The following is a 26,733-nucleotide window of genomic DNA, read 5'->3' as shown; positions in this document are numbered from 1 at the left end:
TTCCGGCGTGGATCGCCCGGACAACGCGCGTAGATTCTGGCCCAAGGGGCACGTCGGCAACAGACCTTTCGGGTTACGGACTGGGAAAGTGTTCGACGTCGGCCCTGGTGTCCGGGCTCGGCGCGAAGGGAGTCCGGGGCCCGGAATCGCTCATCGGAGCACCCCCATGCACAGATTCAAGACTTGTCAACAGCCTTTCACTGAAAGGTTGTTGAGTAGTCATGTCCCGCCAACTCGCTACTGGTGGGTAAGCCCTAGGCTCGACTCATGCGCCGAGCGAAAATCGTTTGTACCCTTGGGCCCGCCACTGAAACGTACGACCAGATCAAGGCGTTGATCGAGGCCGGAATGGACGTGGCCCGCTTCAATCTCAGCCACGGGTCGTACACCGAGCACGAAGAGCGTTACCGGCGCGTCCGCAAGGCGTCCGACGAGACGGGCCGCAGCATCGGCGTCCTCGCCGACCTTCAAGGCCCGAAGATTCGCCTCGGCCGTTTCCGCGAGGGCCCCGTACTGCTTGAACGCGGTGACGAGTTCGCCATCAGCGTCGAGCCGATGGAGGGCGACCGGCACTGCTGCGGGACGACCTACTCCGGTCTCGCCGCCGACGTGACCCCGGGGGAGCGCATCCTCGTCGACGACGGCCGCGTCACCCTGGAGGTCGTCTCCGTCGAAGGACCCCGGGTGAACACCCTGGTCATCGAGGGCGGCATGGTCTCCGACCACAAGGGCCTCAATCTGCCCGGCGTCGCGGTCTCCGTGCCCGCCCTGTCCGAGAAGGACATCGAGGACCTCCGCTGGGCGCTGCGCATCGGTGCCGACGTCATCGCGCTCTCCTTCGTCCGCAGCGCGCGTGACATCGAGGACGTGCACCGGATCATGGACGAGGAGGGGCGCAGGCTGCCCGTCATCGCCAAGATCGAGAAGCCGCAGGCCGTGGAGAACATCGAGGAGATCGTCGCCGCCTTCGACGGCATCATGGTCGCCCGTGGCGACCTCGGCGTCGAGATGCCCCTCGAACAGGTCCCGATCGTCCAGAAGCGCGCCGTCAAGCTGGCCAAGCGCAACGCCAAGCCGGTCATCGTCGCCACCCAGATGCTCGACTCGATGATCGACAACTCCCGGCCCACCCGCGCCGAGGCGTCCGACGTCGCCAACGCCGTCATCGACGGCACCGACGCCGTCATGCTCTCCGGCGAGACCAGCGTCGGCCGCTTCCCGATCGAGACCGTGCGGACCATGAGCCGGATCGTCGAGGCGGCGGAGGAGGACGTCCTCGCCAAGGGGCTGTCGCCGCTGACCGAGCGGAACAAGCCCCGGACCCAGGGCGGCGCGGTGGCCCGTGCCGCCGCCGAGATGGGCGACTTCCTGGGCGCCAAGTTCCTCGTCGCCTTCACGCAGTCCGGCGACACCGTGCGGCGCCTGTCCCGCTACCGCTCGCCGATCCCGCTGCTCGCCTTCACCCCGGACCCGGCGACCCGCTCGCGGCTCAACCTCACCTGGGGCGTCGAGACCTTCCTCGGCCCGCACGTGGACTCGACGGACGCGATGGTGGCGCAGGTCGACGAGGAGCTGCTGCGGATCGGGCGCTGCCGGAAGGGCGACATCGTGGTGATCACGGCGGGTTCCCCGCCGGGAGTCGCGGGTTCGACCAACCTGGTCCGGGTGCACCACATCGGGGAGCCGCTCGGTTAGACCGGGCGGCGGCCGGATGGCGGTGTCCAGCGGAGAGAGTGATTCGTCTCAAGCCTTGGAATCAAAGGTAAAGTGCCCCGGGTGGGATTCGAACCCACGCTGTATGGTGTTTGAGACCACTGCCTCTTCCGCTGGGCTACCGGGGCATCCTTCGAAACGAAGGTCGGTGATCACCCGCCGTGCACCTACCTTACAGGAGGTGGGTACGCTCATGGGGAGCTGTATCCGCCTCGGAACGAGGCCATCGAACGAGGAGCCCGCGTGACCGCCCCCGAGTCTCCCCAGCCCGTTGACGACGCCGACGCGTCGCACGTCCCGCCGCTGACGACCCGTGTCGTCATCGCCGAGGACGAGGCCCTCATCCGCCTCGACCTCAAAGAGATGCTGGAGGAGGAGGGCTACACGGTCGTCGGTGAGGCCGGGGACGGCGCCACCGCCGTCGAACTGGCCCGCGAGCACCGCCCCGACCTCGTCATCCTCGATGTGAAGATGCCCGTCCTCGACGGCATCTCGGCCGCCGAGAAGATCGCCGCCGAGTCCATCGCCCCGGTCCTCATGCTCACCGCCTTCTCGCAGCGCGAGCTCGTCGAGCGGGCCCGTGACGCGGGCGCCATGGCGTACCTGGTCAAGCCGTTCAGCAAGAGCGACGTCGTCCCGGCCATCGAGATGGCCGTCTCGCGCTTCGCCGAGCTGCGCGCCCTGGAGGGGGAGATCGCCGACCTCTCCCAGCGCCTGGAGACCCGCAAGCTGGTCGACCGCGCCAAGTCGGTCCTCCAGACCCAGTACGGCCTGACCGAACCGGCCGCCTTCCGCTGGATCCAGAAGACCTCCATGGACCGCCGGATGTCGATGCAGCAGGTCGCCGAGGCCGTCATCGAGGACGCCGAGGAGAAGAAGGCGGCCAAGGGCCAGTAGCCCGCCCCTCCTCCGACGACGGAAGGCCCGCCCCGCGATCGTGTGCGGGGCGGGCCTCCGGCCGTCTCGGTCCGGGACCGGGTCCGTCGTCTCCGTACCGACCCGGTCCTCCGTCTCCGTACGGGACTCAGTCCTCGCCGAGGTACGCCTTGCGGACGGACTCGTCGTGGAGCAGGTCCTGCCCGGTGCCGGACAGCACGATCTTGCCGATCTCCATGACGTGACCGTGGTCCGCCAGCGCCAGCGCGGCCTGCGCGTTCTGCTCGACGAGCAGGATCGTGGTGCCCTGGGCCTTCAGCTCCGAGATCGTCGCCATGATCTTCTGCATCATGATCGGGGACAGACCCATGGAGGGCTCGTCCAGCATGAGCAGCTTCGGCTGGGACATCAGCGCCCGGCCCATGGCGAGCATCTGCTGCTCACCGCCGGAGAGCGTGCCGGCCGCCTGCTTGCGACGCTCGCCCAGGATCGGGAAGAGGTCGTAGGCGCGCTGCACGTCCTTGGCGATGCCCGCGGAGTCCTTCCGGAGGAAGGCGCCCAGGAGCAGGTTCTCCTCGATCGTCATCCGGGGGAAGATGTGCCGGCCCTCGGGGGAGTGGGCCAGACCCAGCGAGACGATCTTGTACGCGGGGATCTTGCGGAGGGACTTGCCCTCGAACTTGATCTGGCCGCCGACCGGCTTGAGGAGCCCGGAGAGGGTCCGCAGGGTGGTGGTCTTCCCGGCGCCGTTGGTGCCGATGAGGGTGACGACCTCACCGGCCTCGACGGAGAAGGAGATGCCCTTGACGGCCTCGATCTTCCCGTAGGCGACGCGCAGGTCCTCGACTTCGAGCAGTGCGGTCATGCGTCGTTCTCCTTGCCCGAACCGGGGTCTCCCGGGGTGTCCTCCGAAGGCGCGTCCTGCGCGGGGGCGTCGGCGGACGGGGCGTCCGCCGACGGCGCGTCCGCCTCGATCGGCTCGCCCAGGTAGGCGGCGATGACCCGCTCGTCGCTCTGGACGGTCTGGCTGTCGCCCTCGATCAGCTTCTGCCCCTGGACGAGCACGGCGACCCGGTCGCAGAGGTTGAAGATGAACCGCATGTCGTGCTCGATGACGAGCACCGCGATGCCCATGTCCCGGATGGCGAAGATGAGTTCCTCGGCCGCCCGGGTCTCCTGCGGGTTCATGCCCGCGGTGGGCTCGTCGAGCAGGATCAGACCGGGGTCGCTCGCGAGGGCGCGGGCGATCTCCAGCTTGCGCTGCTCTCCGTACGGCAGGTTCTTGGAGAGGTGCTGCGCCTTGTCCTGGAGGCCGATGAACTCAAGGAGTTCCATGGCACGCTTCTCGGAGGCGGCCTCGGCCCGCTTGAAGCCGGGGCCGCGGAGCAGGGCCGACCAGAGGCCCTCCTTGGTCCGGGTGTGCCGTCCGACGAGGACGTTCTCCAGGACCGTCATGTTGCTGAAGAGACGGATGTTCTGGAAGGTCCGCGCGATGCCCGCCGCGGTGACCTTGAACGACTTCGGCGGCAGGACCTGGCCCTTGTAGCGGACCTCGCCCTCGGTCGGGATGTAGAGACCGGTGAGGCAGTTGAAGAAGGTGGTCTTCCCGGCGCCGTTGGGGCCGATGAGACCGACGATCTCGCCGCTGTTGACGGTGAGGTCGACGTTCTGCACGGCCGTCAGGCCGCCGAAGCGCATGGTGACCCCGCGCGCGTCGAGAACGGTCTCGCGGACGGCCGGCTCGGGCGCGGTGCCCTCGGACGGCTTCGTGGTGGTTGTCATGGTTCAGGCACCTGCCTTGGAGAGCGTGGCGGGCGTCTCGTCCTTGTCGTGGAACTCCAGCTGGTTGCGCCGGTTGGCGATGATGCCCTCCGGGCGGAAGCGCATGAGCAGGATCAGCGCGACGCCGAAGGCGAAGAGCTGGTACTCGCCCATGAACTGCAGCTTGTTCGGGATGAGGAAGAGCAGGGACGCACCGACCAGCGGACCGCTCATGGTGCCCATGCCGCCGAGGACGACGGCCGCGAGCAGGAAGGCGGAGTTGGGCGGGATCGGTCCGGCGAAGAGGTACTGCTCCGGGGTCACCGTGTAGGTCACGTGGGCCTGCACCGTACCGGCGAGACCGGCGAGCGAGGCACCGAGCGCGAAGGCGATGAGCTTGACCCGGAAGCCGTTGATGCCCATGGCGAGCGCGGCGGTCTCGTCCTCGCGGATGGCGACCCAGGCGCGGCCGATGCGGGAGTCGCCGCTGCGCCGGAAGACCAGCACGACGACCGCCATGATCAGCAGCATCAGGAAGAAGTAGTTGGCGAAGCGGCCGATCGTGAAGCCCGCGATCGAGTGCTCGGCGCCGAAGTCGAACCCGAAGATGTTCAGGTTCGGGATGGACGCGATGCCGTTGGAGCCGTTGGTGATGTCCGGGCCCGAGGTGCCGTCGGTGTTCATGACGGCGATGCGGAAGATCTCACCGAAGCCGAGCGTCACGATGGCGAGGTAGTCGCCGCGCAGCCGCAGGGTCGGGGCGCCGATGAGGACACCGAAGACCAGGGAGGCCGCCGCGCCGACCAGGATGGCCGCCCAGAAGGGCAGGTGGACACCGAACGGCGAGGTCGGGGCGCCCGAGACGAGCGCCGCCGCGTAGGCGCCGACGCCGAGGAAGGCGACGTATCCGAGGTCGAGGAGACCCGCGAGGCCGACGACGATGTTCAGGCCCAGGGCGACCGTGGCGAAGATCAGGATGTAGACGCCGAGCGTCGCGTACTGGTCGTCGGTCTGGGTGAAGGGGAAGAGCGCCGCCGCGATGAACGCGCCCGCGATGGTGAGGTTCTGGTGCTTCTTGGTGAGCTGCGTGGCCTGGGCCACGAGGCCCGACTTGCTGACCGCCGCGAAGCCGATGCCGGCCGTGATCAGGAAGCCGAGGAACAGCTCGTCGTACTCCGTGCCGACGCCGTAGGTGAAGACGCCGAGCGCCACGGCGAGGACGCCCGTGATGATCAGGATCTCGACGGCGGAGTGCATGGCCGGGAGGCGGCGGGCGGTGCCGGTGGCGGAGAAGGAGGCCTTGAAGCTGGTCCAGCCGTTGCCCGCGCGGTGCTTGAACTGGTCCCAGCCGGTGTCCTCGGGGTCCACGGGCAGCACCTTCGGCCGCGCGTAGGGGAGGGCGAGGGCGCCGACCAGGGCGATCAGCGTGGCGACCGCGACGATCACGCCGCCGGGCTCCAGGTTGACCGGTCCGCCGAGGTTGACGCTGATCGCGCCGATCGTGAACCAGGCGATGGCGAAGGAGGCCAGCGCGGCGACCTTGAGCGCCGGGTCGGCCCCGGCCGGGGTCAGCCAGCGGGTGCCCTTGACCCCGTACGAGGAGAGGGCGAAGAGGGTGGTGAGCAGTCCGGTCACCAGGACCTGGAGCTGGAGGCCGCCCGGGTAGCCGGTGACCGTGAGGTCACCCGGGAACCGGGAGGTCCAGGTCCAGGCGAGGAAGCAGCTGGCGACGGTGAGGACGCCGCCGCCCAGCGCGAGGGCGCGGGCCGCCTTGACCGGCAGGAAGCCGATGAGGCTGGCCGGTCCGGCGGACTCGGGGGCCGGGGGCGCCGTCGGGTTCTCGGAGATGGTGGTCATGGTGCTCACGCCCTGTCCGCGACGCGCTCGCCGAGGAGGCCCTGGGGCCGGGCGAGGAGTACGACGATGAGGAGTACGAAGGCCCAGACGTCGGCCCAGGACTGGCCGCCGAGCTGCTGCATACCGGGGATGTGGCTGATGTAGGCGGTGGCCATGGTCTCGGCGACTCCGAGGACGACACCGCCGAGCATGGCCCCGTAGATGTTGCCGATGCCGCCGAGGACCGCGGCGGTGAACGCCTTGAGCCCGAGCAGGAAGCCCATCTTGTAGTCGACGACGCCGTACTTGAGGCCGTAGGCGACCGCTCCGACGGCGGCGAACGCGGCACCGAGGGCGAACGCGATCACGATGATCCGGTCGGTGTTGACACCCATGAGCTTCGCGGTGTCCGGGTCCTGCGAGGTGGCCTGCATGCCGCGCCCGGTCCGGGTGCGCATCACGAAGAAGGCCAGGAAGGCCATGCAGATCGGGGCCGCGACCAGGAGGAAGACGTCACCGGTCTGGATGGTGATCGGGCCCAGCTCGATCGGACCGCCGGGGATCTGCGGGAAGGGCCGCGCGGACTTCGCCTCCGGGTACCAGACCCATACGGCGTACTGCAGGGCGAGCGAGAGACCGATGGCCGTGATGAGCGGGGCGAGCCGTGGCCCGCCACGGAGCGGACGGTAGGCGAACCGTTCCGCCCCGACGGCTATCGTCGTGGCGACGAGCACGGCACCGATGATCATGAGGGGCAGCGCGACCCACATGCTGGTGCCGCCGGGCAGGATGAGCCAGACCGTGAGGGCCCCGAAGCCGCCGGTCATGAAGATCTCGCCGTGGGCGAAGTTGATGAGCTGGACGATGCCGTAGACCATCGTGTAGCCGACGGCGACCAGCCCGTACATGGATCCCAGTAGCAGGCCGTTGACCAGCTGCTGCGGCAGTTCGTTCACCGCATTGTCCTCCGAGACTTTCGACGGATGTGACACCGCGCGGGGAGCCAGGTGCGGCCCCCCGCGCGGTGAGGTGGTGCTGAGTGGGGTGTGCGGAGATCAGCCGCCGAAGGTGTCGGACTTGACCGGCTTGAACGCGCCGCCCTCGACCTTGTAGACCGTCAGCTGCTTGTTGGTGGTGTCACCGAACTCGTCGAAGGAGACCTTGCCGGTCACGCCCTCGAAGGAGACGCTCTGCATGGCCTCGACGACCTTGGCGCGGGCGTCCTCGGGGAGCTTGCCGCTGTTGCCGTCGACGACCTTCTTGACGGCCTCGATGATCGACCAGGTGGAGTCGTAGGCGTAACCGCCGTAGGCCTCGTACGCCTCCTTGTAGCCACCCGTCTTGTAGTCCGCCAGGAACTCCTTGGCGGAGGCGAGGGACTCGATCGGCGCGCCGACGGAGGTGGCGATGTCGCCGTTGGCCGCGGCGGCACCCGCGAGCTTCACGTACTCGGGGCTGTAGAGCGCGTCACCGCCGACGACGGTGACCTTCGCGCCGGCCTCCTTGATCTGCTTGGCCAGCGGGCCGGCGGCCGGGTACTCGCCACCGTAGTAGACGACGTCGGCGCCGGAGCTCTTCACCTTGGTCGCGACCGCGGAGAAGTCCTTGGTGTCCGGGTTGATGTGCTCGGTGCCGAGGACCTTGCCGCCGAGCTTCTCGAACTCGCCCTTGAAGGTGCCCGCGAGACCCGCGCCGTAGGTCTTCTTGTCGTCGATGATGAAGGCCTTGGTCTTCTTGGCCTCGTTGTAGACGTACTGGGCGGCGAACGGGCCCTGGATGGCGTCCGTGGTGGCGGTACGGAAGTACGACTTGTAGCCGCGCTTCTTGTCGCCGGAGGCCCAGTTGACGCCCTGGCTCAGGGCCGGGTTGGTGTTGGCCGGGGAGACCTGCACCAGCTTCGCGTCGTCGAAGACCTTCTGCATCGACTCGGCGACGGAGGAGTTCAGCGGGCCGACGACACCCAGGACGCCCTTGTCGGCGACGAACTTGGTGGCGTTCTGCTGGCCGGCGGAGGGCTGGGCCTGGTCGTCCAGGGACTCCAGCTTGAAGGTCACGCCCTTGACGTACGCCTTCTTGTTGGCCGTCTTGACCGCCAGGTCGGCCGAGTTCTTGATGCCGAGGCCGAGGGCCGACAGCTCGCCCGTCAGGGGGGCGTCGAGGCCGATGGTCACGGTGATGCCGCCACCGCCGCCGTCGGTGGCGCCGCCCTTGTCGTCGCGCGAACCACAGGCGGTGAGGGTGAGTGCTCCCGCGGTGACCGCGGTGGTGAGTATGAGCATCGAACGGTTTCGCACGAAGGGTCCTTTCCCTGGCGCGGCCCCCTCGGACGAGGTGGTGCCGTGGAGCTGTGGAACGAGGAGTGCCGTGGTGAACGCCGGGCCGTACATGGGTGTGGGTACAGGGCCGTGCCGTAGGACGCACCCGGCGGCGCGGTGACTGGCGGTGACTCTAAGCGCAGGTGGGGAGGGTCGGGGAGCGCCGAGGACAGGATGTGACTGTCTTGTTATGCCGATGCGGAATGTGGGTGCGCGGTGGCAGGTGAAACCGGGGCATAGCGGTCTGTAATGCGGAGTTCACATAGTGAGAACACGCAGTTCCGCTAAGGGGCTTGAGCGATTCTTGGTACTGACGGTCCGCTCAGCGGACTCTCCGGATATCGGACAGGGGCAGAAAGCTGAGCGGACGAACCGGCCCCTCCGCTTGCCGCCGTCCGGCCTCCCGTCGATGTCACACAGAGTGACCGGGGTCGGGGCGGGAACGCCGGAGGGGGCGACACCCGCAGGTGCCGCCCCCTCCATGATCCACAGCGGACCCGCCGCTGGTCAGGCGTCGGTCAGACGCCCGTGCCCGCCCCGCCCGCGCCCGACTCCGGCACGTTTCCCGCGTCCTTGCCGGTCACCTCGCGCAGCAGACAGGTCAGCCGCGCCGAACAGACCCGCCGGTCCTGCTCGTCGCTGATCACGATCTCGTACGTGGCCGTCGAACGCCCCCGGTGCACCGGCGTCGCCACCCCGGTCACCAGACCGCTGCGCACCCCCCGGTGGTGGGTGCAGTTCAGGTCCACGCCCACCGCGATCCGGGAGACCCCGCCGTGCAGCATGGCGCCGACCGAGCCCAGGGTCTCCGCGAGCACCGCCGAGGCGCCGCCGTGCAGCAGGCCGTACGGCTGGGTGTTCCCCTCCACCGGCATCGTGCCGACGACCCGCTCGGCGGAGGCCTCCAGGATCTGGACGCCCATCCGGTTCCCCAGGTGCCCGGCGGAGAAGAGTGCCGGGAGGTCGACGCCCAGCGCCGCGTACTCCTCGATGACCTCCTGCGGGAACTTCACGTGCTGCTGCTCACCCATGGCCCGGCTCCGTTCGTCCTGGACGGCTCTTCGATCGCCTGAGCAAACGCTTAGGCGGAGGGCGATTGTTCCAGACGGACGACCACGGACTTGCTCGCGGGGGTGTTGCTGACATCGGCCGTCGACTCCAGCGGCACCAGCACGTTCGTCTCCGGGTAGTACGCCGCCGCGCACCCCCGGGACGTCGGATAGTGCACCACCCGGAAACCGGGCGCCCGCCGCTCGCTCCCGTCGGTCCACTCGCTCACCAGATCCGCGTACGAGCCGTCCGCGAAGCCCAGCGCCTCCGCGTCCGCCGGATGGACCAGCACCACCCGGCGGCCCCCCTTGACGCCCCGGTAGCGGTCGTCCAGACCGTAGACCGTGGTGTTGTACTGGTCGTGCGAGCGCAGCGTCTGCAACAGCAGCCGCCCCTCGGGCACCCGGGGGAACTCCACCGGCGCCGCGGTGAAGTTGGCCTTCCCCGTCCTCGTCGGGAACCGCCGCTCGTCGCGCGGACCGTGCGGCAGCGTGAAGCCCCCGGGGTCCGCCGCCAGACGCGCGTTGAAGTCCTCGAAACCGGGCACCACCCGCCCGATCCGGTCCCTGATCGTCCCGTAGTCCGCCTCGAACTCCTCCCAGGGCGTGGCCGATCCGGCACCGAGCACGGCCCGCGCGAGCCGCGCCACGATCGCCGGCTCCGACAGCAGGTGCGGGCTCGCGGGCGGCAGATTGCCCCGCGAGGCGTGCACCTGGCTCATCGAGTCCTCGACCGTCACGAACTGCCTGCCGCCGCGCTGCGTGTCCCGGTCGGTGCGGCCGAGCGTCGGCAGGATCAGCGCGCGCGTGCCCGTGACCGCGTGCGAACGGTTCAGCTTCGTCGACACGTGCACCGTCAGACGGGCCCGGCGCATCGCCGCCTCCGTCACCTCCGTGTCGGGCGTCGCCGCCACGAAGTTCCCGCCCATCGCGAAGAACACCTTCGCCTCGCCGTCGCGCAGCGCCTGGATCGAGCGCACCACGTCGAAACCGTGGTGGCGCGGCGAGACGATCCCGAACTCCTTGTCCAGGGCGTCCAGGAACGCGGACGAGGGCCGCTCGAAGATCCCCATCGTGCGGTCGCCCTGCACGTTCGAATGCCCGCGCACCGGGCACACCCCGGCCCCCGGCCGCCCGATGTTCCCCCGCAGCAGCAGGAAGTTGACCACCTCGCGGATGGTCGGCACCGCGTGCTTGTGCTGCGTCAGGCCCATCGCCCAGCAGACCACCGTCCGCTCCGAGGCCAGCACCATCTCCAGGGCCCGCTCTATCTCGGCCCGCCCGAGCCCCGTCGCCGCGAGCGTCTCGTCCCAGTCCGCCGTGAGAGCCGCCGCCGCGAACTCCTCGTACCCATGGGTGTGCTCGCGCACGAACTCCTCGTCGACCGCCCCCGGCGTCTCCAGGACCAGCCTGTTGAGCAGCCGGAACAGGGCCTGGTCACCGCCGATCCGGATCTGCAGGAAGAGATCCGTGAGCGCGGCGCCCCGCACCATGCCCAGCGGGGTCTGCGGGTTCTTGAAACGCTCCAGACCCGCCTCCGGCAGCGGATTCACCGAGATGACCCGCGCCCCCGCCGCCTTCGCCTTCTCCAGCGCCGACAGCATCCGGGGATGGTTCGTCCCCGGATTCTGCCCGGCCACCACGATCAGGTCCGCCCGGTGCAGGTCCTCCAGGGACACACTGCCCTTGCCGATGCCGATGGTCTCCGTGAGCGCCGAACCCGACGACTCGTGACACATGTTGGAACAGTCCGGCAGATTGTTCGTGCCGAACTCCCGGGCGAAGAGCTGGAGCAGGAACGCCGCCTCGTTGCTCGTCCGCCCCGAGGTGTAGAAGAGCGCCTCGTCCGGCGAGGCCAGCGCCCGCAGCTCCTCCGCCAGGATCGCGAAGGCACGCTCCCAGGACACCGGCTCGTACCGGTCGCCGCCCTCCGGCAGATACACCGGCTCCGTGATCCGGCCCTGCTGCCCCAGCCAGTACCCGCTGCGCTCCGCCAGCTCCGCCACCGGGTGCGCCGCGAAGAACTCCGGGGTCACCCGGCGCAGCGTCGCCTCCTCGGCGACCGCCTTCGCCCCGTTCTCGCAGAACTCCGCCACATGCCGCTTGTCCCCCTCCGGCCAGGCGCAGCCGGGACAGTCGAAACCGTCCTTCTGGTTGACCTTGAGCAGCGTCCGCGCGGTACGCACCACGCCCATCTGCTCCCGTGCCATCCGCAGGGTGTGCCCGACGGCCGGCAGCCCGGCGGCGGCGTGCTGCGGCGGCGTGACCTGCGGTGCGTCCTGGACCGGGTCACCGGCCGGAGGCTTGCTGACCATCGCGCTCTCCCTTGAGCGGTAATCCTGCGGCGTACACATCCGATCCTGTCACGCGGCACCGACAACGGGGCACCCCGCCGGTGTGGACCGGAATGTCAGTGGTCCGTGGCAGGATCGTCATGTGGCCGAGACAGCATCGAAGAACCCCGCAGACACCCGCCCCCGCCTGCTCCTCATGGACGGGCACTCGCTCGCGTACCGGGCGTTCTTCGCGCTGCCCGCGGAGAACTTCACCACCGCGACCGGGCAGCCGACGAACGCGATCTACGGATTCGCCTCGATGCTGGCGAACACGCTGCGCGACGAGGCGCCCACGCACTTCGCGGTCGCCTTCGACGTGTCCCGCAAGACCTGGCGCTCCGACGAGTTCCCCGAGTACAAGGCGAACCGCTCCAAGACCCCCGACGAGTTCAAGGGACAGGTCGAGCTGATCGGCGAGCTGCTGGACGCGATGCACGCGCCGCGCTTCGCCGTCGAGGGCTTCGAGGCGGACGACGTCATCGCCACCCTCGTCACCCAGGCCGAGGCCGAGGGCTTCGACGTCCTCATCGTCACCGGCGACCGGGACTCCTTCCAGCTGGTCAGCGACCGCACCACCGTGCTCTACCCCACCAAGGGCGTCTCCGAGCTGACCCGCTTCACCCCGGAGAAGGTCCAGGAGAAGTACGGCCTCACGCCCGCGCAGTACCCCGACTTCGCGGCCCTGCGCGGCGACCCGTCGGACAACCTCCCCGGCATCCCCGGCGTCGGCGAGAAGACCGCCGCCAAGTGGATCAACCAGTTCGGCTCCTTCGCCGAGCTCGTCGAGCGCGCCGAGGAGGTCAAGGGCAAGGCCGGACAGAACTTCCGCGACCACCTGGACTCCGTCAAGCTCAACCGCGTCCTGACCGAGATGGTCCGGGACGTCGAGCTGCCGAGGACCGTGGCGGAGCTGGCCCGCGAGCCGTACGACCGGGCGGCGGTCGCCCTCGTCCTCGACACCCTGGAGATCCGCAACCCCTCGCTGCGCGAGCGGCTCCTCGCCGTCGACCCCGGCGCCGCCGAGGAAGCGGCCCCCGCGCCCGCCGAGGGCGTCGAGATCGACGGCACCGTCATCGGCGCCGGAGAGCTGGCCCCCTGGCTCGCCGAGCACGGCACCGGGCCCCTCGGTGTCGCCACCGTCGACAGCTGGGCCCTCGGCACGGGGAACGTCAGCGAGATCGCCCTCGCCGCGGCCGGAGGGGCCGCCGCCTGGTTCGACCCCAGCGCCCTCGACGGAGCCGACGAACTGGCCTGGGCCGAGTGGATCTCCGACACGGGCCGCCCCAAGGTCCTGCACAACGCCAAGGGCGCCCTGCGGGTCTTCCCCGAGCACGGCTGGAGCGTCGCGGGCGTCACCATGGACACCGCGCTCGCCGCCTACCTCGTCAAGCCCGGCCGGCGCTCCTTCGCGCTCGACGCGCTCTCCGTGGAGTACCTCGGCCGCGAACTGGCCCCGGCCGCCGCGGCCGACGGACAGCTCGCCTTCGGCGCCGACGAGACCGCCGAGGCCGACGCCCTCATGACCCAGGCGCGGGCCGTCCTCGACCTCGCCGGAGCCTTCGAGGAGCGGCTCGGTGAAGTCGGCGCCCGTGAACTGCTGCACGAGGTCGAACTGCCCACCTCCACCCTCCTCGCCCGGCTCGAACGACACGGCATCGCCGCCGACCGGGACCATCTGGAGGCCATGGAGCAGCAGTTCGCCGCAGCCGTGCAGCAGGCCGTCAAGGAGGCGCACTCCTCCGTCGGCCACGAGTTCAACCTCGGCTCGCCCAAGCAGCTCCAGGAGGTCTTCTTCGGCGAGCTGAACCTGCCGAAGACCAAGAAGACCAAGACCGGCTACACCACCGACGCCGACGCCCTCGCCTGGCTGGCCGCGCAGACCGAGCACGAACTGCCCGTCATCATGCTCCGCCACCGCGAGCAGGCCCGGCTGCGCTCCACCGTCGAGGGCCTGATCAAGACCGTCGCCGCCGACGGCCGCATCCACACCACCTTCAGCCAGACCACCGCCGCCACCGGCCGTCTCTCCTCCACCGACCCCAACCTGCAGAACGTGCCGGTGCGGACGGACGAGGGCCGCGCCATCCGGCACGGCTTCGTCGTCGGCGAGGGCTTCGAGTCCCTCATGACCGCCGACTACAGCCAGATCGAGCTGCGCGTCATGGCCCACCTCTCCGAGGACGCGGGGCTCATCGACGCCTTCGCCTCCGGCGAGGACCTGCACACCACCGTCGCCTCCCAGGTCTTCGGCGTCGAGCGGTCCGCCGTCGACGCCGAGATGCGCCGCAAGATCAAGGCCATGTCCTACGGCCTCGCCTACGGCCTGTCGGCCTTCGGCCTCGCACAGCAGCTGAACATCGACCCGGGCGAGGCCCGCGTCCTGATGGACACCTACTTCGAGCGCTTCGGCGGCGTCCGGGAGTATCTGCACCGGGTCGTCGAGGAGGCCCGCGCCACCGGGTACACCGAGACCATGCTCGGCCGCCGCCGCTATCTGCCCGACCTCAACAGCGACAACCGCCAGCGCCGCGAGGCCGCCGAGCGGATGGCGCTCAACGCCCCGATCCAGGGCACGGCCGCCGACATCGTGAAGGTCGCCATGCTCAAGGTGGACCGGGCGCTGACCGAGGCGGGCCTCGCCTCCCGGATGCTCCTCCAGGTCCACGACGAAATCGTCCTGGAGATCGCCCCCGGTGAGCGGGAGCGCGTCGAGGCCCTGGTCCGCGAGCAGATGTCGGCCGCCGCCGACCTCCGCGCCCCGCTCGACGTCTCCGTCGGCGTGGGCCGCGACTGGGACTCCGCCGCGCACTGACGCCATCCCCGCCGGCCGGGCCCGCGACCCCCAGGGGGCACGGGCCCGGCCCGTGCGGTTCGTGCGCCGGGCGACTCTCTCAGGGGGCGGCCCGGCTCCCGGGACCGGGGAGCCGGGCCGGGCCTGGAGCGCCGTAGGGCCGGTGAGTCGCGCGGAGCCGGTCGTACGGCCGACGGGGCGGGCTCGGGAGCCGGGGCCGCTGCCCCGCCGCGCCTGCGGCCGACCACCGGACCGCGCTCCTCAGCACTGACAGCCCCACCCGGCGGCATGGCGACCGGAAGCGGTGGGCGTCACCCTCGCCGTCCCCCGTTGCTCTCCGGTGCCGCCACCGGCCGGGTTTTCATCCCACCGGAGCGGATCAGCGAGACCCCTGACGGGAGCGCTCCGGCAGCGGAGCCCCTCCCGACCCCTCCGGAGCGGGACCGCCCGGACGCGCGGGACCGCCCGGACGCCGTGCCCCGGTGAACAGCCGCGCCCCCGCCCCGTACAGCACCAGCCCGAGGGCGAGCCCCGCGCCCGCCCCGAAGCAGGCCGTCGGAATGATGTCCAGCGGCGTCTCGATCCGCTCCCAGCCCATGGACGAGATCCAGCGCAGCACCCGGTGGGCGATCCCGGCCAGGACGCAGCCGCCGATCAGTCCGAGGGCCAGGAACCGCCCCCGGCGGTCCGGGACGGGCACACCCGGCGGCAGCTCCGCGCCCGGACCGGCCGCCCGAAGCGCCTGTACGAGGCACCAGCAGAGCAGGGCCAGGGCCAGCGCCGAACCCCCGTACTGCGCGTACTGGTAGACCGGGAACCCGGCCACGACCTCGCCGAGGAAGGGGATCACGCGGGTACCCCAGCGGTCGTGGTGCGTGAAGGCGTCCCACACCACGTGCGTCGTCGAGCCGAGCACGGCGGAGAGCCCGAACCAGCCCGCGAGCACGGCCGGGCGCCGCTCCCGCCAGGGACGGCCCCGCAGCAGCCCGTACACCCGCCCGCGCCACCGGGAGGGCAGCAGCGCCGCGAGCGGCTCGCGCACGGTCAGCCACAGAGCGACGAGCAGGGCGGTGATCAGCACATCGGCCGTGACGATCCCGACGGGGGAGTGGGTGACGTCCCCGAGGAGCATCGCCTCGGGGACGGCCGTGGCGGCGAAGTAGGTCATGTCCGGGGCGAAGGAGCCCGCGACGAGCGCGGAGGCGACCAGCGGCCCGCGAGCGGTCCCGTCCCGGCGCAGTACGGGCAGGACCGCGGCGGCATGGCTCAGTGTGAAAGGCAACGTGATTCCCCCAGCTCGCGGTGATGTCGGCCACGGTACGTGGGCGATCACCGCCCAAGGGGCCCGACGTCCCTTGGGGTTCCCGTCCCGGGAGGCGGCCATCAGGTGACGAAACCGTGAAGCACGCTCAGGTGCCGGTGCCCGACGGGCGCGAGGTGGCATAGGGTCGCCAGAGGTCTCGCGCGGGGAGCGCGGGCCGGAGTCGAGGGGGAGGGGACCACGGACATGTCAGCGCACTTGGGCCGCAGGCTGCGCAGGGGAGCCACCAGTGGCGCGGTGGTGGCGGCGGCGGTCGCCGCGCTCGCCGCCTCACAGGCTCCGGAGACGGCCGCCCCGCCCACGGACAACGCGGGCGGCGATCGCAGCATAGGCGCGGGGGACACCACGTCCCCTTCCGGCGGCGGCTCGGCCACCGGCGACTCGCCGTACTACACGGACCTGCCTCCGCTCAACACCCCGAACAAGCCCGGGGCGCCCACGCCCAACCTGCCCGTGACGACCGGCCCCGCCGAGGCGGGCATCCCCGCCTCCGTCTTCGCCGCCTACCAGCGTGCCGAGCAGTCGATCCGTTCGACCGACCCCGGCTGCAAACTGCCCTGGCAGCTGCTCGCGGGCATCGGCAAGGTCGAGTCCGGGCAGGCGCGCGGCGGCAAGGTCGACGCCAACGGGACCACGCTCTCGCCGATCCTCGGCCCGGTCCTCAACGGCGTCGGGTTCGCCAACATCTCCGACACCGACGGCGGCGCCTACGACGGCGACAGCACCCACGACCGTGCCGTCGGCCCGATGCAGTTCATCCCGTCCACCTGGGCCGTCTGGGGCCAGGACGCCAACGGCGACGGGAAGAAGGACCCGAACAACATCTACGACGCGGCGCAGGCCGCCGGTCTCTACCTCTGCGCCAACAATCGCGATCTGGCCCTCAAGGCCGACCTCGACAAGGCGATCCTCAGCTACAACCGCTCCCGGGAGTACCTGAACACGGTCCTGTCCTGGTTCGAGTACTACCAGCGCGGCACCCACCAGGTCCCGGACGGCACGGGCGTGCTGCCGGCCGACCGCAGCGACGGCGGCGGCCAGGGCAACCGCCCGCCCACGTCCCCGCTCGTCCCCTCCCCGACGCCTCCCGCGCCGAAGCCGAAGCCGGGCGGATCGGAGGCCACCCCGCCCCCGGTCACGCCCAAGCCCCCGGTCAAGCCTCCGGTGACCCCGCCGAAGAAGCCGACCGTCCCCCCGGCCGCCAAGGTCACGCGCCTCACCACGGTGGCGACCGGGGAACTCGTCACGAGCACCGGCAGCGCCTTCGCCAAGTCCCCGGCGGCCGCCGCGCTCGACGCCTCCGGCAGCCCGGTCACCGGAGTCGCCGTCCGCTTCGAGATCACCGGTGGCACCGACGCCCGCTTCACCGGGGGCGGCACCTCCGCGACCGTCACCACGGGTGCGGCGGGCATCGCCACGGCCCCCGCGCTGCGGGCGGGCGAGAAGACCGGCTCGTTCACGATCACGGCCACCGTCGTCGGCCGCACCCTGGACGGGGTCCGGTTCACCGCGACCGTCACCGAACGCCGGGCCGACACCCTCGCCCGGGTCGCCGGAGACCCTCTGACGGCCGCCACCGGCGCCGCCTACACCCAGCGCGTCCAGGTGAAGGCCACCGACAAGGGCGTGCTCGCCCCCGGCGTCCTCGTCACCGCCGAGATCGTCGACTCGGCCTCGGGCACCGGGGAGAGCGCTGACGGGCCGTACTTCGAGGACGCGGCGGGCGCCCCGCTGCGGACCCTCGTCCGCACCACCGACGAGAACGGTCTGATCTCCCTCCCCGAGCTGTTCGCGGGCACCAAGGCGGGCACGTACGTGCTCCGTCTGACCTCGCCCGGCGGCGGCAGCACGGAGATCGAGCTGACGGTCACGGCGGCGCCCACCCCGACGCCCACCCCGGACCCGACGCCCTCCGGCGGCACGTCGCCCTCGGCCTCCCCTTCCGCCTCGGCGTCGGCCTCCACTTCCGCGTCCCCCTCCCCTTCGGCCTGACCGGACCCCTCCCGCATTTCCCCTGCGCCGTCCCACCGCCCCACCAGGCGGCGGGACGGCGCTCCCCGTTCCCCCTCGCCCCGACCGAGCGACCGACCGATCGATCGACTGGCCGACTGGCTGCGAAGCCGACGCGCTCCCCGTGCCGTCCGGGCGGCGACCCGATGGCGCGTGACCCCCGCGAGGAACCAGAGCGAAGGCTCGACGGTCCGCGCCCGCCGGGAGCCGCCGGGGCGGCGGCCGGCGGTGCGCGCTCCTGGAACTGCCCGAGAAGCGGCTCGGCGGTGGGTGATTTCCCGAACCGACCGGCGCGGTGGCCTGCGGCCCGCGCCCCCGTGACCGTTCGCCGGGTGGCTCGGCGATGCAGTGGCGCGCGATCCCGGGACCGTGCGAGAGGCGTCTCGGCCGCGCGTGGCTCCCGGCCGAGCGGGAGGTGTCCCGGCGGTGGGACCTCCGGAACCGTGCGACGGGTGTCCAGGCAGTGCGGGCCTCAGGAGCCGTGCGGGAGGCGTCTCGGCCGTGAGCGGTTCCCGACCGTGGAGAGGCGTCTCGGCCGTGCGCGGCCCCCGGCCGAGCGGGAGGAGGCGTCTCGGCGGTGCGAGCTGTTCTCATCTCACGGTCGCGTTGCTACGGTGCCCCCGCCCTGACGACTCATCAGATCGCACCCGGGAGGCCGACCATGCGCGCCCTCGTCGCCGCCGCCATCGGACTCGCCCCAGTCCTCCTTCTCCTCCTCGTCCTCTCCGTGGCCGATCTGCCGCCCGACGGCCCCACCTCGCCCAGACCCCTGCTGACCGCCGATCCCGGCCCCAAGAAGTAAGGAGGGGCCGATCGTGCGCCGCCGAGCCAGCCTCGTCCTGCTCTCCCTCGCCGTCCTCTGCGCCGCGCTGGCCCCGACCCTGCGCTGGTACGCCTTCCCCCGCCTGGCGAAGATCCCGGCGAACCAGTACCAGGAGACCGTCCTGGAGGCGCGGCCCGCGACCCTCCTCAACTACTCCACGCTCAAGGCGGAGAAGGTCGACAAGATCACGATCGTCCAGACCCTCAAGGGCAATGTCGAGGAGTCCCGCCGTATCGAACGGGACGCCGGACGGGACGTCGTCGTCTGGGACGCGCTCTCCTATGTCGCGGGGCCCGACGGAAAGATGGTCTCCAAGATCCCCGAGCGGTACATCTTCGACGCCCACACCCAGGAACCCGTCCACGCCACCGGCGAATCCGTCGACGGCGACCCCGTCCGGCGCGACGGCATCGAGTTCAAGTTCCCCTTCCTGACCGAGAAGCGCGACTACCAGTACTTCGACGCCCAGACCCGTACCTCGGCCCCCATCCACTTCGCGGGCACCCGCACCTTCCGCGGCACGGAGGTCTACTACTTCGAGCAGACCGTCCCCTGGACCAAGGTCCCCATGCCCAAGACCATGCCGGTCAAGGGCATCACCCCGCAGATCCTCGCCGACTCGGGCCTCACCCGCTGGTACACCACCAAGCGCATGTTCTGGGTCGAGCCCGTCACCGGAGCCCCGGTCAACGGCGAGGAGATCCACAAGGAAGAACTCCGCAACGCCAAGGCCCTCATGGGCCGGGACACCATCACGGTCTTCGAGGGGCACGTGAAGATGCGCGAGGACTACCTGGAGAGCATCGGCGAGATGGTCGCCTCCAACCGCCTCATGGTGCTGATGCTCGTCTCCTACCTTCCCTGGAGCCTCACCCTCCTCGCCCTGCTCCTCCTCTCCCTCTCGCTCTGGCTGGAGGCCCGCTCCCGCCGCCCGGCGGACCGGCCGGGGGCCGCCGCCCCCGTCAGCCCTCCCGTCTGAGCCGCGCGCTCGTGTGCCGGGTCGGCGGCGCGGTCGCCGGGTCCTCCGGCCACGGATGCTTCGGATACCGCCCCCGCAGCTCCGCCCGCACGGCCCGGTAGCCGTCCCGCCAGAACGACGCCAGATCGGCGGTCACCGCCGCCGGACGCCCGGCGGGGGACAGCAGGTGCACCAGCACCGGCACCCCCGCCACCCTGGGCGTCTCCGCGAGCCCGAACATCTCCTGGAGCTTCACCGCGAGCACCGGCCGCCCGCCGCCGTACTCGACCCGGATCCGCGATCCGCTCGGCACCTCGATCCGCTCCGGCGCCAGCTCGCCCAGCCGCCCCGCCTCGCCCGACGCCCACGGCAGCAGCCTCCGCAGCGCCTCGCCCGCGTCGATCCGCCCCAGATCGGCCCGTCGCGCGGCCCGGGACAACTCGGGCTCCAGCCACTCGTCGGCCCGGTCCAGAAGCGCCCCGTCGTCCGTCACGTCCGGCCAGGGCCCGCCCAGCTCCCGGTGCAGGAAAGCCAGCCGCTCCCGCAGCTCCCCGGCCTCCCGGCTCCACCGCAGCAGCCCCAGCCCCTCCCGCCGCAGGCCGTCGAGCAGCGCCGCCCGCACCGACGCGGGCTCGGCCCTCGTCCCGAGCGGCCGGACCGTCAGCTCGACCGCGCCCAGCCGGTCCACCGAGCGCGCGACCACGTCCCCGTCCTCCCAGCGGACCTCCTCCCCGGCCGTCCGCAGATGCCCGGCCGCCCGCAGCGCCACCTCCTCGTCGACCACGGCCGCCAGCCGCACCCGCGCCGTCGCGTCCCGCGCCGTACGGTCCGCCACCGCCACGGCCAGCCACGGACCGGACCGCAGCCGCGACCCCTCGGCCAGGCGCGCCCCGCTGCCCGACACCATCAGAAGGCCACCCTGCTCCCGGGCCCGCGCCAACCGCTCGGGAAAGGCCAACGCGGTCACCAGCCCGGCCACCGGATCCTCACCACCCGTCATGCCGGCACCACCCGTCATGCCGGCACCATGCGTCCGGCCGGTGCCTCTCATCCCGCCGGTACCACCCGCTCCGGCGACCGCCGTCGACCTCCCGGCCCCGTCCGCCGCCCGTGCCGCCTCGGCCCGCTTCCCCGCACCGGCGCCACCCGCCTCGCCCACCAGGCGCTCCAGGCGACGGGCCTCCGTCCGCCAGCGGGCGCCGTACCCGTCGGAGCCCCGCCGGGCCGCGCGCCAGGCCTCCACCAGATCGTCCCCGTACCCGCGCGGCGGCTCCTCGCTGAGCAGCGCCACCACCTCCGCCGCCCGCCGAGCCCCGACCTCCGGCGCGCCGTCCAGGAGGGCGCGGCCCAGCCGGGGATGGAGCCCCAGCCGGGACAAGCGCACCCCGCGTGCGGTGGCCCGGCCCGCCTCGTCCACGGCACCGATCGACCCGAGGACCGAGCGGGCCGCCGCCAGCGCCCCGGCGGGCGGCGGGTCGAGCAGGGCGAGCCCCTCCGCGGTGGGATCGCCCCAGCAGGCCACGCGCAGTGCGAAGTCCGCCAGATCCGCGACCTTGATCTCGGGGGACGGGAATCGCGGCCTGCCACCGTCACCGGCCTCCGGCCAGCAGCGGTACACCTGACCGAAGGCCTCCCGGCCCGCCCGGCCCAGGCGCTGGGTCGCGGTCGCCTCCGAGACCGTCACCGTCGCCAGCGAGCCCAGCCCCCTGGCGTGGTCCGTGCGCGGCTCCCGAGCGAGCCCCGAGTCCACGACGATCCGCACCCCGGGCACCGTCAGACTGGACTCGGCCACCGAGGTCGCCAGCACCACCCTGCGCCGCCCGCCGGGCTCCGTACCGCGCAGCACCGCGTCCTGTACGGTCGCCGGAGCCCGCCCGTGGAGCTGGAGGACCTCCGCGTCGACATCGGCGAGGAGCCCGGCCGTCCGCGCGATCTCCCCCGTACCGGGAAGGAAGCAGAGGACATCCCCCTCGTGGCGCTCCATCGCCAGCCGGACGGTCGCGGCCACGTGCCGCAGCAGTGCGGGGTCCACCCAGGTGCCGTGGGACGGCCGGACGTCCGGGGGAGGAGCCGCGTAGTGGACCCGGCAGCCGTACCCCTCGCCCCTGCTGCACACCACCGGCGCGGGCCCCGAGCCCTCCAGCACCGTCAGCAGGTCGGCCCACGCGGCGGTGTCCCCGGTGGCCGAGGCGGCGATCAGTCCCAGCTCCGGCCGCAGGGTGGCCCGCACGTCCACCAGGAACGCCATCGCGGTGTCGGCGTCGAGGTGCCGCTCGTGGCACTCGTCGAGCAGTACCACGTCCACCCCAGCCAGCTCGGGATCGCGCTGGAGCCGCTGGAGCAGAATGCCCGTGGTCACCACCTCGACCCGGGTCGCCGGACCGGTCCGCCGCTCCCCGCGCACGGAGAAGCCGACCGTGCCGCCGACCTCCTCGCCGAGCAGCCACGCCATCCGCCCGGCCGCCGCCCGCACTGCCATCCGGCGCGGCTCGGCCACCAGGACCCGCCGCCGAGGCCCGTCCCCTATGAGCCCCGCGAGCGCCAGCGGCACCAGCGTGGTCTTACCCGTGCCGGGAGGCGCGGACAGCACGGCCGTGCCGCGCCGGTCGAGCGCGTCCAGCAGCTCGGGCACGGCATGACGGACGGGGAGACGGTCGAGCGCGTCGTTTCGGATCACGTGCTCAGTCTCGTACGAGAGCCGAAGAAGGTGGGTCCCGTTGTCCACAGGACCCACCCATTAGTACGACCGGCACGGCCGCATGAGTACGACCGAACGCGACCGGGAGCGCGGTCCACACGGATGACCGGGCACGGACCGGGCGCGGTCCCGCTCCGGCTCCTCTGCTACTCCGCTACTACTCCGCGCGTTCGCAGACGAAGATCGCCGTTCCCGGGATCAGGTTCCCCCGCAGCGGGGACCAGCCGCCCCACTCCTGCCCGTTCCACGCGGGCCACTCCGGCTCGACCAGGTCGACCAGACGGAACCCGCCGGCCACCACGTCCCGTACCCGGTCGCCGATCGTGCGGTGGTGCTCCACGTACACCGCCCGTCCCCGTTCGTCCTGCTCGACGTAGGGGGTGCGGTCGAAATAGGAGGCGGCGACCGACAGGCCCTCCGGTCCGGGCTCGTCGGGGAACGCCCAGCGGATCGGGTGCGTCACCGAGAACACCCACCGGCCGCCCGGCCGCAGCACCCGCCGGACCTCGCGGAACACCTTCACCGGGTCGGCCACGAACGGCACCGCCCCGTACGCCGAGCACGCCAGGTCGAAGGTGCCGTCCCGGAACGGCAGCGCCCCCGCGTCGGCCTCCACCAGCGGCACCCCGCCACCGATCCGCAGCGCGTGCTGCAGCTGCCGGTGAGAGAGGTCGAGGGCCACCGGACGGGCCCCCATCGCCACCAGCCACCGCGAGCACTGCGCGGCGCCCGCGCCGATCTCCAGGACGTCCAGGCCCTTGAGCCCGGAGGCGGGACCGAGCAGTCCGGCGTCCGCCTCGTCGAGCCCCTCGGGACCCCAGACGAAGCGGTCGTCGCCGAGGAACGACCCGTGGTCGCTCTGGTACTCGTCGGCGTTCCTGTCCCACCAGCCGCGGTTCGCCCGGCTGCTCTCCGTCTCCCCCGCGTCACGCCGGGTGGCCTCGCCCTCCTCCTCGGCCGGGTCGGAGGGGACTTCGTGCTCGTGCTCTTGGTTCATCTCGCCCGCCGATGTAGTTTGCGCTCAGTGCCGCTGTGCGCGGATCCCGCCGATGAGGCGTGGAAGGACTCGAATTGGTGCCGGAGTTGAGGCGATCTGCCCCGGGTGTGCGCTTCGCGCATTGACCCTGTCCGGCCGCCCCCGTATGCTAAAGGTTGCGCTGCGGGCCTGCGCGCCTCAGACGGAGCAGGCCGCGCTCGCACCTGTTGTATGTCCCCTCGGTTTTCGAGGCGCCACCCGTCCGCGGGAAAGGTGCCTCATTGGCTGTCCGGCTTCTTGGTGCGATACGGGCTCTCGGCGTAGCAGTACCTACGACTTTCTGTCCGTAACCGGAGCCCTTTCCCACATGACGAGCAGCACCGAGACCACCGCCACCAGCACCACCCCGCAGGTTGCGGTCAACGACATCGGTAACGAGGAAGCCTTCCTCGCCGCGATCGACGAGACGATCAAGTACTTCAACGACGGCGACATCGTCGACGGCGTCATCGTGAAGGTCGACCGGGACGAGGTCCTGCTCGACATCGGTTACAAGACCGAAGGCGTCATCCCGAGCCGCGAACTCTCGATCAAGCACGATGTCGACCCGAACGAGGTCGTCAAGGTCGGCGACGAGATCGAGGCCCTGGTTCTCCAGAAGGAGGACAAGGAAGGCCGCCTGATCCTCTCGAAGAAGCGCGCCCAGTACGAGCGCGCCTGGGGCACCATCGAGAAGATCAAGGAAGAAGACGGCATCGTCACCGGTACCGTCATCGAGGTCGTCAAGGGTGGTCTCATCCTCGACATCGGCCTCCGCGGCTTCCTCCCGGCCTCCCTGGTCGAGATGCGTCGCGTCCGCGACCTCCAGCCCTACGTGGGCAAGGAGCTCGAGGCGAAGATCATCGAGCTGGACAAGAACCGCAACAACGTGGTCCTGTCCCGCCGTGCCTGGCTGGAGCAGACCCAGTCCGAGGTTCGCCAGACCTTCCTCACGACCCTCCAGAAGGGTCAGGTCCGCTCCGGCGTCGTGTCCTCGATCGTCAACTTCGGTGCCTTCGTGGACCTGGGTGGCGTCGACGGCCTCGTGCACGTCTCCGAGCTGTCCTGGAAGCACATCGACCACCCCTCCGAGGTTGTCGAGGTCGGCCAGGAGGTCACCGTCGAGGTTCTCGACGTCGACATGGACCGCGAGCGTGTCTCCCTGTCGCTGAAGGCGACGCAGGAGGACCCGTGGCAGCAGTTCGCCCGGACGCACCAGATCGGTCAGGTCGTCCCGGGTAAGGTCACCAAGCTGGTTCCGTTCGGTGCGTTCGTCCGCGTGGACGAGGGCATCGAGGGTCTGGTCCACATCTCCGAGCTGGCCGAGCGCCACGTGGAGATCCCGGAGCAGGTCGTCCAGGTCAACGACGAGATCTTCGTCAAGGTCATCGACATCGACCTCGAGCGTCGTCGCATCAGCCTCTCGCTGAAGCAGGCCAACGAGTCCTTCGGTGCCGACCCGGCCTCGGTCGAGTTCGACCCGACCCTGTACGGCATGGCCGCGTCCTACGACGACCAGGGCAACTACATCTACCCCGAGGGCTTCGACCCCGAGACCAACGACTGGCTCGAGGGCTTCGAGACCCAGCGCGAGGTGTGGGAGACCCAGTACGCCGAGGCGCAGTCCCGCTTCGAGCAGCACCAGGCTCAGGTCATCAAGTCCCGCGAGGCCGACGAGGCCGCCGCTGCCGAGGGCGCTGCCGCCCCGGCCGCCGGCAACGCCGGTGCGGGCATCTCGGGTGGTTCGTACTCCTCGGAGTCGGACGACACCTCCGGCGCCCTGGCGTCGGACGAGGCGCTCGCCGCCCTGCGCGAGAAGCTGGCCGGCGGCCAGAGCTGAACAGGCTCTCCGCTGAGCGCTAGCCGCTAGCGAACCGAGGCCCGTTCCCCTCCGGGGGAACGGGCCTCGGTCTGTTTCCCGGCCGGGCGCCCCGCGCGCCCGCCCGTCCTCGGCGGTGAGGCCGATGCCCTTGTCGTGCCGGGCGCCCCCCCGCGCGCCCGCCCGCGCCCCGCGCGTGGGCACCCGCCCGCGCGCCCCACCCTGCCGCCGTCCTGCCCGGTCAGGGGGTGACGGGGATGTTCGTCAGACCGCTCCCGCCGGTCACCGTGTTCGACGCGTAGACCGTCGTCGGACACGAGGCGCTCCGGTTGGTGACGTTGATCGCGAGCCGCTGGGCCCCGGTCGCACCCGTCAGGTTCGAACGGTTGCCGCGGAACACGGTGCCGCAGCCCCAGCCGCTCTGCTGGGTGTGGGTCTCGTAGCCGTTGTTGGTCGTGTTCACCCCGGTGTTGTTCTCGACCAGGACGTTGTTGCCCTTCACATCCACCCAGGAGTCGTCGAAGTTGGCGCCGGTCAGTCCGCGGCCGTCGAAGGCGTTGCCGACGATCCGCGCCCCGGTGGTCCCCTCCTTGATGTCGACGCCCTCGCCGCGCACATCGGGACCGATGACGTTGTCGAGGATCTGCGCGTTGTCGCTGCGGTCGGTGAGATCGTTGGCGGTGCCGACGTACACGCCCTCGCCCATGCCCCTGCCGTCGTTCCCCGTGTCGTAGATCCGGGAGTTCCTCAGGACCCCGTTCCTGCTGGACTTGCGGAAGTGGACCCCTTCCATGTCCAGTCCGTGCACGGTCACCCCGTCGATCACCACGCTCTCCGCGGTGTCGGCCATGATCCCTTTCTGGCCGCCGGTGATCGTGACCCCCCGCACGGTCCAGTACGAGGCGCCGTTCAGGTGCAGCCCGTAGCCGCCGCCCGCGGTCAGCACCGCGCGCGAGGAACCGGTCAGGGTGATCCGCGCCGAAGCGGTGCCCGGGACCGTGGCCTTGAAGTTGCCGGTGTACGTGCCGTCCGCGAGTTTGATCGTGTCACCGGGACGGGCGGCGGCGAGGGCGGTCTTCAACTGGGCGGCGGTCGCCACCTCGACGGTCGCCGCGGCGGCGGGGGTGGTGACGAGGGGGACGGCGAGGAGGGCGGGGAGCAGCGGGAGGAGCAGCGTTCGGGTGCGCATGGGGGATGCCTTCCGTGCGGAGTGGGGGAGTGTTCCTGTATGTGCACGAGGGACGTGATGCTGAACGCGAAGCTGTCCCGAGACGGTAGGGAGCGGCATCTGGCGTGTCAAGGTCTGGACCAGTGGCCGGAGTTCGTACGACTCCTCCCGGAAAGATCTCGTGCCCCGGGAATGGGTGTGCCGTGCGTGGTGTTCCCAGAGAGAACACGAGGAGGAGCGGTAG

18 protein-coding genes and 1 tRNA gene are annotated in these 26,733 nt (G+C 71.2%); 7 read left to right on the top strand and 12 right to left on the bottom strand.

Annotated elements, in window-relative coordinates:
* Positions 1–267: 267 nt before the first annotated feature.
* Positions 268–1,695 (top strand): pyruvate kinase, encoded by a 1,428-nt coding sequence (gene pyk / locus ACIRQY_RS08720; RefSeq protein ID WP_403923113.1) that lies wholly within the window; start codon positions 268–270, stop codon positions 1,693–1,695.
* A gap of 73 nt (positions 1,696–1,768) precedes the next feature.
* On the opposite strand, the gene ACIRQY_RS08715 is transcribed toward pyk, so the two are convergent.
* A tRNA-Leu gene (locus ACIRQY_RS08715) sits at positions 1,769–1,841 on the bottom strand.
* Positions 1,842–1,956: 115 nt separating this feature from the next.
* On the opposite strand from ACIRQY_RS08715, the gene ACIRQY_RS08710 reads away from it, so the two are divergent.
* The gene (locus ACIRQY_RS08710) at positions 1,957–2,610 is read left to right on the top strand and encodes a response regulator (RefSeq protein ID WP_351779103.1); all 654 of its coding nucleotides are present in this window, start codon (positions 1,957–1,959) and stop codon (positions 2,608–2,610) included.
* A 127-nt stretch (positions 2,611–2,737) separates the two neighbouring features.
* On the opposite strand, the gene ACIRQY_RS08705 is transcribed toward ACIRQY_RS08710, so the two are convergent.
* The 7 genes from ACIRQY_RS08705 to ACIRQY_RS08675 all read right to left on the bottom strand — a co-directional run bounded on the left by ACIRQY_RS08705 (position 2,738) and on the right by ACIRQY_RS08675 (position 11,865).
* On the bottom strand, positions 2,738–3,454 hold the full coding sequence (locus ACIRQY_RS08705; RefSeq protein ID WP_351779101.1) for an ABC transporter ATP-binding protein: 717 nt from the start codon (positions 3,452–3,454) through the stop codon (positions 2,738–2,740).
* Positions 3,451–4,371, bottom strand: a complete 921-nt coding sequence (locus ACIRQY_RS08700) for an ABC transporter ATP-binding protein (protein ID WP_351779098.1) — start codon at positions 4,369–4,371, stop codon at positions 3,451–3,453. The genes ACIRQY_RS08705 and ACIRQY_RS08700 overlap by 4 nt, the downstream gene beginning before the upstream one ends.
* A 3-nt stretch (positions 4,372–4,374) precedes the next feature.
* Positions 4,375–6,207, bottom strand: a complete 1,833-nt coding sequence (locus ACIRQY_RS08695) for an ABC transporter permease subunit (RefSeq protein ID WP_351779858.1) — start codon at positions 6,205–6,207, stop codon at positions 4,375–4,377.
* Positions 6,208–6,212: 5 nt separating this feature from the next.
* Positions 6,213–7,142, bottom strand: a complete 930-nt coding sequence (locus tag ACIRQY_RS08690) for a branched-chain amino acid ABC transporter permease (protein WP_351779095.1) — start codon at positions 7,140–7,142, stop codon at positions 6,213–6,215.
* A gap of 99 nt (positions 7,143–7,241) precedes the next feature.
* Positions 7,242–8,465, bottom strand: coding sequence for a branched-chain amino acid ABC transporter substrate-binding protein (locus ACIRQY_RS08685; RefSeq protein ID WP_403923853.1), 1,224 nt, complete (start codon positions 8,463–8,465; stop codon positions 7,242–7,244).
* 554 nt (positions 8,466–9,019) lie between these two features.
* A complete protein-coding gene (locus ACIRQY_RS08680; RefSeq protein WP_403923110.1) occupies positions 9,020–9,532 on the bottom strand; it encodes a PaaI family thioesterase in 513 nt (170 codons plus the stop codon).
* Between the two features lie 50 nt (positions 9,533–9,582).
* Positions 9,583–11,865, bottom strand: a complete 2,283-nt coding sequence (locus ACIRQY_RS08675) for an FdhF/YdeP family oxidoreductase (RefSeq protein WP_403923108.1) — start codon at positions 11,863–11,865, stop codon at positions 9,583–9,585.
* A 121-nt stretch (positions 11,866–11,986) separates the two neighbouring features.
* On the opposite strand from ACIRQY_RS08675, the gene polA reads away from it, so the two are divergent.
* Complete coding sequence (gene polA, locus ACIRQY_RS08670) at positions 11,987–14,698, top strand: DNA polymerase I (RefSeq protein WP_403923106.1); 2,712 nt, start codon at positions 11,987–11,989, stop codon at positions 14,696–14,698.
* A gap of 358 nt (positions 14,699–15,056) precedes the next feature.
* On the opposite strand, the gene ACIRQY_RS08665 is transcribed toward polA, so the two are convergent.
* On the bottom strand, positions 15,057–15,959 hold the full coding sequence (locus ACIRQY_RS08665; RefSeq protein ID WP_403923104.1) for a DUF4184 family protein: 903 nt from the start codon (positions 15,957–15,959) through the stop codon (positions 15,057–15,059).
* A gap of 225 nt (positions 15,960–16,184) precedes the next feature.
* Here ACIRQY_RS08665 and ACIRQY_RS08660 point away from each other — a divergent pair, with 225 nt between their 5' ends.
* From ACIRQY_RS08660 to ACIRQY_RS08650, 3 genes are all read left to right on the top strand, one after another.
* Positions 16,185–17,990 carry a lytic transglycosylase gene (locus tag ACIRQY_RS08660; protein ID WP_403923102.1) on the top strand — a complete coding sequence of 602 codons (1,806 nt, stop codon included), beginning with the start codon at positions 16,185–16,187 and terminating at the stop codon, positions 17,988–17,990.
* Positions 17,991–18,669: 679 nt separating this feature from the next.
* Positions 18,670–18,810 carry an SPW_0924 family protein gene (locus ACIRQY_RS08655; RefSeq protein WP_351779075.1) on the top strand — a complete coding sequence of 47 codons (141 nt, stop codon included), beginning with the start codon at positions 18,670–18,672 and terminating at the stop codon, positions 18,808–18,810.
* A gap of 13 nt (positions 18,811–18,823) precedes the next feature.
* Positions 18,824–19,810, top strand: a complete 987-nt coding sequence (locus tag ACIRQY_RS08650) for a DUF3068 domain-containing protein (RefSeq protein WP_403923100.1) — start codon at positions 18,824–18,826, stop codon at positions 19,808–19,810.
* Here the strand turns inward: ACIRQY_RS08650 and ACIRQY_RS08645 are convergent.
* Both ACIRQY_RS08645 and ACIRQY_RS08640 read right to left on the bottom strand, forming a co-directional pair.
* On the bottom strand, positions 19,794–22,466 hold the full coding sequence (locus tag ACIRQY_RS08645; RefSeq protein ID WP_403923098.1) for an ATP-dependent RNA helicase: 2,673 nt from the start codon (positions 22,464–22,466) through the stop codon (positions 19,794–19,796). The two genes, ACIRQY_RS08650 and ACIRQY_RS08645, sit on opposite strands and share 17 nt — an antisense overlap.
* Before the next feature lie 178 nt (positions 22,467–22,644).
* Positions 22,645–23,484 (bottom strand): class I SAM-dependent methyltransferase, encoded by an 840-nt coding sequence (locus ACIRQY_RS08640; protein WP_403923096.1) that lies wholly within the window; start codon positions 23,482–23,484, stop codon positions 22,645–22,647.
* Positions 23,485–23,830: 346 nt separating this feature from the next.
* Here ACIRQY_RS08640 and rpsA point away from each other — a divergent pair, with 346 nt between their 5' ends.
* Positions 23,831–25,342, top strand: a complete 1,512-nt coding sequence (rpsA, locus tag ACIRQY_RS08635; RefSeq protein ID WP_351779064.1) for a 30S ribosomal protein S1 — start codon at positions 23,831–23,833, stop codon at positions 25,340–25,342.
* Between the two features lie 220 nt (positions 25,343–25,562).
* Here the strand turns inward: rpsA and ACIRQY_RS08630 are convergent, their stop codons facing one another.
* Positions 25,563–26,510: a right-handed parallel beta-helix repeat-containing protein gene (locus ACIRQY_RS08630; RefSeq protein WP_403923094.1), complete on the bottom strand. Its 948-nt coding sequence runs from the start codon at positions 26,508–26,510 to the stop codon at positions 25,563–25,565.
* Between the last annotated feature and the right edge of the window lie 223 nt (positions 26,511–26,733).

The organism is Streptomyces sp. NPDC101490, from assembly GCF_044767145.1.
GTDB lineage: Bacteria > Actinomycetota > Actinomycetes > Streptomycetales > Streptomycetaceae > Streptomyces.
This window is presented reverse-complemented; position numbering and strand designations above follow the sequence as displayed.

What these genes read in the sequence shown, in the direction of transcription:
- ACIRQY_RS08680 (WP_403923110.1), bottom strand. Translation starts at nt 9,532, where the DNA reads ATGGGTGAGCAGCAGCACGTGAAGTTCCCGCAGGAGGTCATCGAGGAG.
- ACIRQY_RS08695 (WP_351779858.1), bottom strand. Translation starts at nt 6,207, where the DNA reads ATGACCACCATCTCCGAGAACCCGACGGCGCCCCCGGCCCCCGAGTCC.
- ACIRQY_RS08630 (WP_403923094.1), bottom strand. Translation starts at nt 26,510, where the DNA reads ATGCGCACCCGAACGCTGCTCCTCCCGCTGCTCCCCGCCCTCCTCGCC.
- ACIRQY_RS08685 (WP_403923853.1), bottom strand. Translation starts at nt 8,465, where the DNA reads ATGCTCATACTCACCACCGCGGTCACCGCGGGAGCACTCACCCTCACC.
- ACIRQY_RS08660 (WP_403923102.1), top strand. Translation starts at nt 16,185, where the DNA reads ATGTCAGCGCACTTGGGCCGCAGGCTGCGCAGGGGAGCCACCAGTGGC.
- rpsA (WP_351779064.1), top strand. Translation starts at nt 23,831, where the DNA reads ATGACGAGCAGCACCGAGACCACCGCCACCAGCACCACCCCGCAGGTT.
- ACIRQY_RS08675 (WP_403923108.1), bottom strand. Translation starts at nt 11,865, where the DNA reads ATGGTCAGCAAGCCTCCGGCCGGTGACCCGGTCCAGGACGCACCGCAG.
- ACIRQY_RS08655 (WP_351779075.1), top strand. Translation starts at nt 18,670, where the DNA reads ATGCGCGCCCTCGTCGCCGCCGCCATCGGACTCGCCCCAGTCCTCCTT.
- ACIRQY_RS08700 (WP_351779098.1), bottom strand. Translation starts at nt 4,371, where the DNA reads ATGACAACCACCACGAAGCCGTCCGAGGGCACCGCGCCCGAGCCGGCC.
- ACIRQY_RS08705 (WP_351779101.1), bottom strand. Translation starts at nt 3,454, where the DNA reads ATGACCGCACTGCTCGAAGTCGAGGACCTGCGCGTCGCCTACGGGAAG.
- ACIRQY_RS08640 (WP_403923096.1), bottom strand. Translation starts at nt 23,484, where the DNA reads ATGAACCAAGAGCACGAGCACGAAGTCCCCTCCGACCCGGCCGAGGAG.
- pyk (WP_403923113.1), top strand. Translation starts at nt 268, where the DNA reads ATGCGCCGAGCGAAAATCGTTTGTACCCTTGGGCCCGCCACTGAAACG.